We start from the raw sequence: 12,884 nt of genomic DNA, 5'->3' as shown, positions 1-12,884 counted from the left end.
AGCACTTGCTGAAAGCAAGGTAAATTGCCCTGTTTGGTATACTATCAAGTTGGCTTACCACCTGCGGCTACATTACGCTCCGCAAACTCATAGGCAGCCTGGCTTTCGAGCGGCCGGGCATACAAATACCCCTGTGCCACATCACATTTCATGGTGCTCAATTCCGCTAACTGAGACGGTGTCTCGACTCCCTCAGCAACCAGCCTGAGACCTAACGCCTGCGCCAGTAACACTATGGTTTGCACAATGCCATGACTCTGCTCATCACTGCCCATATCTTTAATAAAAGATTGGTCTATCTTAAGCACATCAAGGGGAAATGACTTCAGATAAGACAAGCTGGAATAACCCGTGCCAAAATCATCAATGGCAATACTCACCCCCATGTTAGCGAGCGCCTGAAGCGTCTTGCGGGTTTGCTCATAGTCATCAATCAACGCGCTTTCTGTTACTTCCAGCTCCAGCATTCGACTGCGAACCTGGCTCGACTCCAGGCACTGGACAACATAGTCAATAAAATGCCGGTTACGGATCTGCTGCGCAGAAACATTAACACTCACTTTCAGGTCTTTACCCAAACCCATCAACTGGCTGGCAAACACACAACTTTGTTGCAATACCTGCTGGCCCAGGGTGTCTATCAGGCCAATCTCCTCCGCCAGCGGGATAAAATCCAGCGGCGAAATCCAATTTCCTTCACTGTCCTGCAGCCTGGCCAGCGCCTCAAAGCCACACACCTGTCCTGATATTATCTCTATCTGGGGCTGAAACAGCACGATTAAGCTTTCTTTTTCCAGAGCTTCGCGGAGCAAGTGTTCCAGCCCATGACGTTTCATCAGCTCAGCTTCAAGCTCCTGAGAAAAAAAGCACACCGCATTGCGCCCCTGATTTTTTGCCCGGTACATGGCCACATCGGCATGGCGCATCATGACTTCTTCTTCATTCGCATCCAGTTCTGTCATGCTCACGCCAATACTGACCGAAATTTGATATTCCTTTTGCTCCAGCGTAAAGGGCTCCTTAAAACTGGCAATCACGTTATTGGCAACCACAGCCACATAATTGACAGAGCGCACTTCTTCTAACACCAGTACAAATTCATCGCCGCCCACCCGCGCAAGGGTTGCGTTTGGGTCAATCACCGACTCCAGCCGCTTGGCCACTTTCTTAATTAATTCATCACCCAAAAAGTGCCCCAGTGCATCGTTAATATATTTAAAATGGTCAAGGTCAATGAGCAACAGTGCAGTATGGGTATCTGACGCCTTTGAGCAGGCAATGGCATGCTGCAAACGGTCATGCAGCAAAATACGATTAGGTAACCCCGTTAGCTGATCATTGTTGGCCAGAAAGTTCATTTTAACCGCCATGGCAACCGACTCGCTGACATCATGAAATACCATGATCGCCCCAATGATGGCATTGTCTTCATCGCGAATGGGCGCAGCGGAATCCTCAACCCGGTAAATTTGCCCTTCCCGGCTGTGCAATTGGCAGTTCAGTGCCATTGCCACATTGCGCTTTTCCTCCAGTGCCATAATGGCCGGGTTAAAAGAGCGACTTTGTGACGATGCATCACGTAAATCGAGGATGTCTTCAATGTGCTTGCCAAGCGCATAGCTTGAGGCATAGCCACTGAGGCGCTCTGCTATCGGGTTCATATAAGTGATGAGGCCTGCTGTGTCTGTGGCTATCACCGCATCACCTATGGAATTTAACGTGACTTTAAGTCGCTGCTTTTCCTGATAAAGCGCTTGTGTAGTACGCTCCAGGTTTTGCTGGTATGCCAGCATGGCCAGCTGATTATAGACCCGCATCCGGCAGGTTCTCAGATCTAAAGGTTTAGGAATATAATCGGCGCCGCCCTCGGTCAGCGACTTATATTCTATGTCCGGGTCGCGGCTGGCAGTAATAAAAATGATGATATGGTGGGCAGTTTCCGGGTCACTTTTAAGCAAACGGCAAATATCTACGCCATTATACTCCCCCATGTCGATATCCAGCAGGATAACATGGGGTTTTACCTCTTTGACTAAGGTCACCGCATAGCTGGCTTCAGAGGTCGAAAACACTTCTCCCAGATCTTTGACTGCTTTTTTGATGATCAATATGCTGCTGGGGTCGTCGTCCACAATCAGTATTTTGGGGTTATCGGGTAAATTCAGTGTCACAAGCAAGTCGTCGGTCTTTCCTTTATCTGACAAGCATAGACCAAGGCGCATGATTTAAAACTTGCTTCCTGAAATCCGCCAATTTTTTATTCCAAATCCCTTATTTATAAGTATTAACCCGCAAGCTGAGTGCTGCTGACGGTAAATGCTTCCATATTTTGTTGGAGTTGTTCAAAACTCATCGCCAGAGGCTGCGCCGGCGGATTCAGGCCGACCCAGGCATCACGCCCGCCGTGTTTGGCCTGATACAGACAGTTATCCGCAAGCTCCAGCACTTGCTCCCAGTCCAGCGGCTGGCCATTGCTCAGGCGCAGCGGGTAAGGTGCAAACCCAAGTGAGCAAGTACACATAAGACGCTGAGCATCAGAACCAAACAATGCCTGCATAACCACATGGCGGATCCGTTCAATCAGTGGCTGGGCTTGCGATACATCGGTGTCCGGCATGACCAGCAAAAACTCTTCCCCTCCCCAGCGGATCAGAACATCCTGCTCACGAAGTTGCAGTCTGACCAGTTGCGCAAACTGTTGCAGCACCTGATCGCCAACGGCATGACCATAGCTGTCATTGATCTGTTTAAAGTGATCTATGTCTATCAGACAAAAAATTGTGCTCTGCGATGCGCTGTGAGTGTGCGCCAGCAATTTATCGGCCTCGCTGAAAAAGTAATGGCGGTTATGCAAACCGGTCAGGCTGTCGGAGTAACTGAGGGCCTGCAATTGGCGATTTCGCTCGTCCAGCTCTGCTGTTCTTTGCTTTACCTCCTCTTCGAGCAAAGAGAGATAGCGCTTGTTTTGCCATCGCCAGTATAAAAAGCCCAATAATGCCACAGCCAAAATCAGTAGCAGTGCGCCGCGTTGCTGCGCCAGGCGGGTGTTTTCAAGAATTTGTTGGTGACGAAAGATCTCTTGCGCCTGCAGGGCATTGTCTTTTTCCAGCAAGCTCAGCTGCTGTTTTTGGGTTGCCAGCGCGTACTGTGACTCCAGTTGCAGCAACTTGTTGTTACGCTTCTGAAAGTTAAGGGCATCTTTTGTCAGGGCATAGCGTTTCAGGTATAAATGCGCCTGCTGGTAGTCCCCCATCTGTACATAAGCGTTAGACATAACAAATTGCAACTCGGCCTGCTCATCTAAAAACCGGGTGGCAAAGGTTTCCATTAATGCCGGCATGGCCGTATCCAGGGTTTGCTGAAAGTCGCCCGATTGCAACCAGACCATAGACTGCAACAACTTAAAGCGCAGCCGCATTCTTTGATTGCGAACCAGCATGGTACTTTGCGCAACCTGATTCAGAATAGGTTGCGCCTGCTGATAACGGCCAAGCTTGAGCAATGCCCAGGCCCGCGCCAGCAAGAGTGTATCGTGCAACTCAGGCGTGCCGGTGACGACCAGACCATCGGTTCGCAGCGTTGCAACCGCTTGATGATAACTGCCCAGCAAAACATACAAGTACCCTTGCCATAGCCTGTGCTGTAGCAGCAATTGTTGAGCCACATAAGGTGTTTTCTGGGGATGATTGTTGAGCTGCTCGATCAACTGGTGCACATCATCGAGTGAGCGCTGGGCATAGTTGTAACGCTCAAGATCCATCTCCAGTCTGGCAATCGCCAGCCGGCTTTGTGCCATCAGTGCCAGATCTTTTCGCTGTATGGCCAGCTGCAGCGCATCGTTATGCAATACCAGGCTTTGCTGATAGTCCCCATACTGCTTACGAACTTGTCCTTCGAGCAACAAAGTCTGAGCAACGATTTCCAGTGCATCAATTGCCTGAGCATCGCGGCGCAGCGCTCTTAGCTCAGGTAACAATGACAAGTCAAAGTCGCTTTTCAGTGCTTCGTTTAGTTCGGCCAGCGATTTTTCAAGCGCACTGGGCGAGGCAAGCTCAGTAGCAGTAGCAGGTGCAGTCAACGCCATACAGAGCAGCCAGCTCGCCAGCATAGCAATTCGCATCATGGTTTAGGCTCCTGCGGCAACATCGCCCGATTAATGACTGTCCAGTCCCGCACCTTGCGATTAATAAACCCGGATTCTGTGAGCGCTTTACGGATCACGCCCCGACGCCTGAGCTCTTTGAGGCCACGATTCAGAGCAGCAAATATTTGCGCGCCTTCTGGATGGCGCTTACTAACAATAAAGTGGCGAGAGTCGGGCAATACCATTTTCACGCCCTCGATGGGCACATAGTCACGCCCTTCAAACGCCAACTGCAAGGATTCACTGACGCTGAAATTCACCAGCATGCCATCCACAATGTCGGTTTCAACCATATTCAGCATGCTTTCCCACGGACCAATAAAGCTGACCAGGTTCATTTTGCTGTTTGTCAGCGCATGCCAGTCTACCCGCCAGCGCGGGTTAGCCACCAGCGTTAGTTGCTCCAGCCCGTCTTGTGTGGTCTGATGCAGCGCCTGGTTGCGTTTAGCGACATAAATACCGGCTTCATACTCACCAAATTTAACCACAGGATCGCTGACGTACACTGAGCCACGATAATTAATTACATCTTCATGCCAAACGGTACGCGCCAAAATCAGGCTTTCTCCGGCTATCATGTCGGTAAATTCAAGAATATTCACGGAAGGCTTAGGATTGAACACCACTTCCCGGGTTTCCCCACCGAGGAATAGCGCTTGCTGCAACAACACCATTTCAATGATTTCGATATGGGAGCCCTGGGTGGTGGGCCGAAAGTCGGTCACATCAAGGACTGATCGACCTTGCAAAAAGGCCTGATAACGCTCAGAAAAGTTCTCGCTACTGATGATATCAACAATCAAAGGGTTGTGGGCTTTGGCACATTGCGACACAACGAGCAATAACAACACCAAAAACTTCATTTGCCTCCCCAGCACACAGATCAGTCACAGCATCCGCTAGTATACAGGAAGGAACGAACAAAAGTTAACCTTAAAATAACAACACATCAGCCTAAGGCGGTAAAAATAAGGTACCAATCTCGGTTTTCGAAACAATAATAAAGACTTAGCAGAATAAGAAATAGTACATGCAGGCGTGGAGGTCTGATTTGCAGTGACTTTGAAATGAAAAAGGCCTTATTCAGGCCTTCAGGGAGGGATGTTCGCAAAGTCGCTTATTGAAGCGAGTCAGCCGCAGTGGATACCCTTATACTGATCCGATATCTAACTAAATATCAAAGAGCTGGTGTATGAGTCCTGGCATGCTCAATACGCTCTTGCAGGCTTGGATGGGTAGAGAGGTACTTTAACCAGCTGTGTTCCTCGTCTTCATCAAGCGACACCAATGACTCCAGTGCCTGGGCAAAGTCTTCGCCGCTATATCCAAGACGTGCCAGTTGCACCAAAGCATAGTTATCGGCTTCCCACTCCATATTCTGCGAGAACTGTAGGTCCATCAGCGCGCTACCGGAACCCAACACCACTTCAGCAACAATATCCATATCACCGATCAACATGGCAATGGCAATACTGGCTACCGCGGCCTGGGACGCCAGGCGCACGCTGTGCATACGCTCTACATGGCCGATTTCATGCAATAAAATGGCTCTGAGCGCATTAGGATGTTCGGCCAGAAGCAGTGCCAGCTCGTCGGTGACCACCACCTGACCGTGGGGCAGCGCAAAGGCATTGGCGCCAAAATGATCTGAGCGATACACATCAATACGATATTTGTCGGCAGATAAATCAAGCTGCGCCAGTGTATCTTGCCACAAATCCCGAACGGCTTGTTGCTGCTCAGCAGACAGTTCACTGGGTGACAGCGCGGCACGCTCAATCAGCACCATGGACTGCTGGCCCATTTGCTCCACCACCGCATCTGGCATTGCCTCTACAGCGGTTACTGCAATCTCTGGTACAAGCTTAAACAGCAAGGCATAGAGCAATACAGGTGTCGCGACCAAGGCACACACAATGAGAACCAAATTGGATTCAAGACTCGCCAGTAGCGAACTCTTGCCCGACTGAAACGACCAACGATGTGTCACATCCAGCGGCACAAAACGCGCCCCGTCTGTGAAAGTCAGCTCACTGGCCTGCCCCGGCAAATGCGCCGACACACTGAGTGTATCCTGCATCGTTTCACGCAAGCATTCATCGCCCGTATAAATCGCAACCCGGTTGCCGCTGAGCCGGGCAACCGCCTCTTGCACCCGGCTACTGCTTGGCTGATAAAAGTATCCCCGGATCATCAGGTCAACGAGATATCAACGTCAAATACATTGGCGGCTTCTTCAGCGAAGGAAGAGTCTGCCTGCTGCGCCGTATCAAGCACCTGATCAGCCCCAGGCAACACCACAACCTGAGTTGCTTGTGCCAATGCCTTTACCTTACGGACTTTTGCCCAGGGAAATGCCAGGCCTGCGGTCAATACAATTGCCATGGCGTTGGTTGCCAGGATCAAGGCATAACGCTGTGGTGCCAGAGTTGATTTAAACTCCGCCACATCTTCAATCTGTGCATTGTTGAGGATGTGATTGCGGATCAGTGCCTGGTAGATGCCTTGCAATGCAGAAATCACAAACAAATACAGAGGCACAATCAGGAACATGCCAAAGTTAACCGAACCCAGTTCATCTGGGTTCATGTTGATACCACCTGCCAGTTTGAATGCCAGACCCAGCAACATCATCACAAGGATGCCCAGTAACATCACCAGCAATGCGGCGGCATAGTATTCTTTGCCCTCAAGCTGCACTTGTACTGGCTTATCGCCGTAACGAATATTACTGTGAATATAGGCATCAATGCGCTTGAGCACCCAGGGCATCAAAAGATATAAGGTAAAAATACTGACAAATGGCAGCACCACAAAGTTCACCATCGCCTCGCCCAGATTGCCCTTAAAAGCAAAACGAATATTGCGGTAACGGGTCATGCGCATGCTGAATTTAAGCCCCTGATTGATCATCCAGGGCACCAGCAATACCAGTGCAAATGCCATTATCGCGCCCACAAGCGGAAAGTAACTCGACACCACACTGTAGATCACAAACAAGCCTACGGCGAGCAAGCGGCCTTTGAGTATCTGAATTGGTGTTGCGAGATAGTCAAACCTGTGCCCGTCTAACAGGGTATGACCGTAAAAGTATTGTTTAGTCCGTACCGTCGCCCACGCTGAGTAAATACCCAGTGTTACCAGCGTCAGTAACATATTGACAATCCATATACCAAAGTATTCTTTGCCGTTACCGGTAAATTGCAGTTGGGATGGTGTTGAGTGGCTGGCTGCTTCGGCAGCAGCTGGGGTAGAAGTCGAGTCCATTATTGGCTTCCTAATCGTTATGCTTTCGTTTTCACATTATTGACGTTTTCATGGCGAAACGTCCCCATGAAAACTACGGGAAAGTACATTAGAACAGCAATAAGTGCAACGTAAAAAAGCAAAACGCCGACGTAACTTGTCAGTTACCTCGGCGCTGTGTCTGAGTTGAAGGGCTTGCTTTACTTAGCAAGCACGCGTCAACCAGTTAAGAAAGTGACGGGCTTCGCTGCCACTTGAAAATTGCGTTTGTTTGCGGCCTGTGCCATCAGCAAAAACGACTTTTGATTTGTTCACCGAAATTGAGCGAATCGGTTGCTCAACACGGATCTCTGTTCCGTTGTATGTATAAGACATAATAAAACTCACTTTTATAATGCGCAGCCTGGCGGCTATCGCTTTAGACAATAAACGAGCTTTATGACAGTTTGATACCAAACCTGAAAAAATCTGCGATCAGTTTTTCGACACTTTTGAGTCTGCAACCGACGTGCGCTTCAAAGGAAATGGTACTGGCGATCTAAATATCTGCATTCACAACGTCCCCGGCTGGGGTAACTGCAGTGGTATATCGCCTGACTATAATAAGCTCTACTTGTAATTTTTAATGCGGGCTTACTGGATCAGGGCAAGAGGGCATTACTTCTATGACGCTTTAAATCAGAGGTTATTTAAAGCAAGAGAGCAATAATATCGCAAAAGTTGATTAATGCAAGCAAAACTTGCGAACTTTTTACCTAAAAAAGAAAGGGTGCCACTTTGACACCCTGTATATAATATCACGACTGGGGCTCATACCCTAGGTTGGGAGAAAGCCAGCGCTCAGCTTCTGCCAGCGTCATATTGCTGCGATTGGCATAGTCTTCAACCTGATCCTGCTGAATGGCTGCCACGGCAAAGTACTTGGAGTCCGGATGGGAGAAGTACCAGCCAGATACCGCCGCGCCCGGCCACATGGCATAAGAGCTGGTGAGCTTCATGCCAATGCGGTTTTCTACATCCAGCAACTGCCAGATTTTGTCTTTCTCGGTATGCTCAGGACACGCCGGATAACCCGGTGCAGGACGGATCCCCTGGTAGTTCTCGCGAATAAGCTCCTCATTACTGAGCTTTTCATCCTCAGCAAAGCCCCAGTATTGCTTACGCACCTGCTCATGCAGGTATTCTGCAAAGGCCTCGGCCAGACGATCTGCCACGGCTTTCACCATGATTTTGTTGTAATCGTCCTGCTGCTGCTCAAACACCTCGGCTAAATCGTCCTCTTCCAGACCACCGGTGACCGCAAAGGCCCCAAAATAATCTGGCGTGCCTTTCGGCGCGATGTAATCTGCCAGACAATAGTTTGGAAAGTCGGTTTTTTCGGTTTGCTGGCGCAGCTGACAAGACTTCAGCAGCACTTCATCACGGCTTTCATCGCGATAGATTTCAATGTCATCACCCACCCGGTTTGCCGGGAACAGGCCAATTACGCCCAGCGGTTGTAAACTGCCTTTGGCGCTCAGCTCGTCGAGCATAGCATTGGCGTCGGCAAAAAGTTTTTTCGCTTCCTCACCCACCACTTCATCTTCCAGAATACGCGGGTATTTGCCTGCCAGCGTCCAGGTCATGAAAAAGGGTGTCCAGTCGATATACTCGCGCAAGGTAGCAATGCTGACGTCTTTAAACTCAGTGATACCCAGCTTTTTGGGGACCGGTGGCGTGTAATTGTCCCAGTCGAGCTTAACCGCATTGTCGCGCGCGCGGGCCAAAGTGACAGGCTTTGAGCGGGGCTTTTTACGCGCCTGCTGGTCGCGTACCTTAACGTATTCACTGGCGGTTTTTTCTAAAAAGCCTGACTTTTGAGTGGCACTCAGTAAACTGGAAACCACGCCCACTGCGCGACTAGCATTGTTCACATACACCACACCCTTGTCGTATTGCGGTTCAATCTTCACCGCCGTATGCGCTTTAGAGGTGGTTGCGCCGCCGATCAGCAATGGGATCTCAAACCCACGACGGGTCATCTCTTTCGCAACGTGCACCATTTCATCGAGCGAAGGGGTGATCAAACCCGATAAACCAATGGCATCGGCATTTTCATCTATGGCCGTTTGCAGAATTTTCTCTGCCGGCACCATTACACCCAAGTCCACGACTTCGTAGTTATTACATTGCAGCACCACACCCACAATATTTTTACCTATATCGTGTACATCCCCCTTTACCGTCGCCATGATGATTTTGCCATTACTCTGACCGGCCTGTTTTTCTGCCTCAATGTAGGGGTCCAGATAAGCCACCGCCCGCTTCATCACGCGTGCCGATTTAACCACCTGAGGCAGGAACATTTTACCGGCACCAAATAAGTCGCCGACCACATTCATGCCATCCATCAGTGGGCCTTCGATCACTTCAATGGGTTTATCAAACTGCTGACGACAGGCTTCGGTATCTTCTTCAATAAATTCAGTAATGCCTTTAACCAGCGCATGCTCCAGGCGTTTGGCCACAGGCCAGCTACGCCATTCCTGATCTTCTGCTTTCTCAGCCTGTGCCATCCCCGAGTAATTTGGCGCAATCTCGACCAGACGCTCACCGGCACCGGGGTCAGTGTTGAGGACCACATCCTCAACCGCCTTGCGCAGTTCATCGGGAATATCATCGTAAACCGTCAGCTGACCCGCGTTGACAATGCCCATGTCCATACCGGCCTGAATGGCGTGATATAAAAACACCGAGTGAATGGCTTCACGCACCGGGTTGTTACCGCGGAACGAGAAAGACACATTCGACACCCCGCCCGACACTTTACAGTGCGGCAGATTTTGCTTGATGCGTCGCGTACCTTCAATAAACTCGACGGCGTAGTTGTCGTGCTCTTCAATCCCCGTTGCCACAGCAAAGATATTGGGGTCAAAAATAATGTCTTCAGGCGGAAAACCCAGTTCATCCACCAGAATGCGATAAGAACGCTCACAGATCTCAAACTTGCGGTCGGCGGTTTCGGCCTGGCCCGTTTCGTCGAACGCCATCACCACCACAGCCGCACCAAAGCGCTTAATGATCTTCGCCTGGCGCTCAAATGGCTCGCGGCCCTCTTTGAGTGAGATTGAGTTAACAATGGCCTTGCCCTGAATACACTTCAGGCCAGCTTCAATTACTTCCCATTTAGAAGAGTCGACCATGATTGGCACGCGGGAAATATCCGGCTCTGAAGCAATCAGGTTCAGGAACTTAACCATGGCAGCTTTAGAGTCCAGCATGGCCTCATCCATGTTGATGTCGATCACCTGGGCGCCGTTTTCCACCTGGCTGCGTGCCACATCCAGCGCGGCTTCGTAATCTTCTTCCAGGATCAAGCGCTTAAAACGCGCCGAGCCGGTCACGTTGGTTCTTTCACCAACGTTAGTAAAAATGGCTGTAGATTGCGTCATATCAGTACTTCCTAATTCAGATTACAGGCTTCAAGGCCCGCCAGGCGCATTCTTACTTCAAGCTCAGGCAAAGTGCGCGGTGCCACCTGCTCCAGCCCTTTTACAAAAGCGCGAATATGCTCGGGTGTTGTACCACAGCAACCACCCACAATATTAATAAATCCTTCTTTACCCCAGTCAATGATTTCTTTTGCCATTTCAGGGGTTTCCAGGTCGTACTCGCCAAACTCGTTCGGCAGACCCGCATTAGGGTGCACCGACGTATAGGTTTCGCACACCCGCGATAATTCTTCAACATAGGCACGCAACAGATCCGGTCCCAGTGCGCAGTTCAGCCCAATCGAAATCGGTTTGATATGACGAATAGAATTGTAAAAGGCTTCGGTTGTCTGGCCTGATAGTGTTCGGCCTGATGCATCGGTAATGGTGCCAGAGATCATCACAGGCAGGGTAATACCGGTGCGCTCAAAAGCTTCTTCCACTCCATACGCCGCCGCTTTGGCATTCAGCGTATCGAAGATGGTTTCAATCAAAATCAGGTGTGCACCGCCTTCAATCAGGGCTTCGGTCGACTCAATATAGGCCGCCACCAGCTGGTCAAACGAGACATTGCGATAACCCGGATCGTTCACATCCGGTGAAATCGAACAGGTTTTTGAGGTTGGCCCCAAAACACCCGCCACATAACGCGGTTTACTCGGGTCTTTAGCGGTAAACTCATCACACACAGCCCGTGCCAGGCGGGCCGATTCGACGTTAATCTCGCGGCTCAGACTCGCCATATCGTAATCTTCCATCGAGATGGTAGTGGCATTAAAGGTATTGGTTTCAATAATGTCCGCACCGGCTTCAAGATATTCACGGTGGATCTGACGGATCACCTCAGGCTGCGTGAGGCTTAACAGGTCGTTATTACCTTTGATAAGGACATGCCAGTCTTTAAAACGCTCGCCCCGATAGTCCTCTTCCTCAAATTTGTGTTTTTGGATCATGGTGCCCATAGCACCGTCGAGGATCAAAATACGCTGTTGCATGGCCGTTTTAAGTGCATCGGCAATGGCTGCGCCGTCAATCGCGGTAGTGACTTGTTTATTCGGCATAATTGTTAGTCCTTACATCCTGGCTAACCAGATTAATATCGTACGGTGTGGTCTGGTAAACATAGTAGTTTAACCAGTTGGAGAATAACAAAAAGGCATGGCTTTGCCATGTCTTGGATGGCTTGGCGGTCACATCATCTGCGGGAAAATAATTTTCCGGCTTGGGCGCATCCGGGCCTTTTTCGCAATCGCGGAAATATTCTTTGCTCAAGGTATCGGCGTCGTATTCCGGGTGCCCGGTAATATAAACCTGACTACCCGATACATTTTTGACCAGGTATGCCCCAACTCGCTCAGAGCCCGCCAGCGTCACCAGCTCCTCACAGGCATCGATTTTACTGGCCTCAATATGACCATAACGGGAATGGGGCACCAAAAACTCATCGTCAAAGCCACGGGTTAGTGCACCATGTTCAAAGTAGCAGTGGTGGCGGAACACCCCGCACAGCTTGTCTTTTTTAAGTTCCCGCTTCAGGCCATGATGATGAAACAGGCCGGCATGTGCCGCCCAGCAGGAGAATAGTGTTGAGGTTACATGGTGTTCGGCCCAGTCAAAAAATGCCTGTAACTCTTCCCAGTAAGTCACTTCTTCGTATTCAAGATGTGCTAATGGCGCACCGGTGACAATCAGCGCATCGTAGTTTTCTTCTCGGACATCCGAAAAATAACGGTAAAACATATTCAAATGCTGCTCGGAATTGTCGGAGCTGCGGTGGGTGTCCAGGCGCAGCAGATCCACGTTCACCTGCAAGGGCGTGTTAGCCAGCAGACGAATAAACTGAACTTCGGTTTCCACCTTGTTGGGCATCAGGTTCAGTATGGCCAGCCGCATTGGCCGGATCTCCTGCGTGCTGGCGCGACTTTGTGGTATCACGAAGACATTTTCGTGGCGCAAATGGCTGATGGCAGGTAAATCATCGGTGACTGTGATTGGCATGGTATTCCCCTCAGTGACTGGACCTT

Annotated in this window: 9 protein-coding genes; all 9 read right to left on the bottom strand. The window is 50.1% G+C overall.

Translation table 11 applies throughout. The annotated features are described in order from the left end of the window. Positions 1-44: 44 nt before the first annotated feature. A complete protein-coding gene (locus tag TW77_RS14190) occupies positions 45-2,222 on the bottom strand; it encodes an EAL domain-containing response regulator (RefSeq protein ID WP_052713198.1) in 2,178 nt (725 codons plus the stop codon). Positions 2,223-2,284: 62 nt separating this feature from the next. Further along, positions 2,285-4,123, bottom strand: coding sequence for a GGDEF domain-containing protein (locus TW77_RS14185; protein ID WP_052713197.1), 1,839 nt, complete (start codon positions 4,121-4,123; stop codon positions 2,285-2,287). Next, entirely contained in the window at positions 4,120-5,007 is an 888-nt protein-coding gene (locus TW77_RS14180) for a hypothetical protein (RefSeq protein ID WP_046005628.1), read from the bottom strand. The genes TW77_RS14185 and TW77_RS14180 overlap by 4 nt, the downstream gene beginning before the upstream one ends. 314 nt (positions 5,008-5,321) lie before the next feature. Next, positions 5,322-6,338 (bottom strand): M48 family metallopeptidase, encoded by a 1,017-nt coding sequence (locus TW77_RS14175; protein ID WP_046005627.1) that lies wholly within the window; start codon positions 6,336-6,338, stop codon positions 5,322-5,324. Beyond that, entirely contained in the window at positions 6,338-7,411 is a 1,074-nt protein-coding gene (locus TW77_RS14170; protein ID WP_046005626.1) for a YjgN family protein, read from the bottom strand. Before TW77_RS14170 ends, TW77_RS14175 begins: the two co-directional genes overlap by 1 nt. A gap of 183 nt (positions 7,412-7,594) precedes the next feature. Further along, positions 7,595-7,765, bottom strand: coding sequence for a hypothetical protein (locus TW77_RS25585; protein ID WP_164488164.1), 171 nt, complete (start codon positions 7,763-7,765; stop codon positions 7,595-7,597). Between the two features lie 422 nt (positions 7,766-8,187). Beyond that, positions 8,188-10,821, bottom strand: coding sequence for a methionine synthase (gene metH / locus TW77_RS14165; RefSeq protein ID WP_046005625.1), 2,634 nt, complete (start codon positions 10,819-10,821; stop codon positions 8,188-8,190). Positions 10,822-10,832: 11 nt separating this feature from the next. Then, positions 10,833-11,855 carry a homocysteine S-methyltransferase family protein gene (locus tag TW77_RS14160; protein ID WP_156158679.1) on the bottom strand — a complete coding sequence of 341 codons (1,023 nt, stop codon included), beginning with the start codon at positions 11,853-11,855 and terminating at the stop codon, positions 10,833-10,835. A gap of 55 nt (positions 11,856-11,910) precedes the next feature. Continuing rightward, the gene (locus tag TW77_RS14155; RefSeq protein WP_046005623.1) at positions 11,911-12,858 is read right to left on the bottom strand and encodes a homoserine O-succinyltransferase; all 948 of its coding nucleotides are present in this window, start codon (positions 12,856-12,858) and stop codon (positions 11,911-11,913) included. Between the last annotated feature and the right edge of the window lie 26 nt (positions 12,859-12,884).

This window comes from Pseudoalteromonas rubra (genome assembly GCF_000967655.1).
GTDB lineage: Bacteria > Pseudomonadota > Gammaproteobacteria > Enterobacterales > Alteromonadaceae > Pseudoalteromonas > Pseudoalteromonas rubra_A.
The sequence above is the reverse complement of the archived record's forward strand: the minus strand, read 5'-3'. Positions and strand labels throughout refer to the sequence as shown.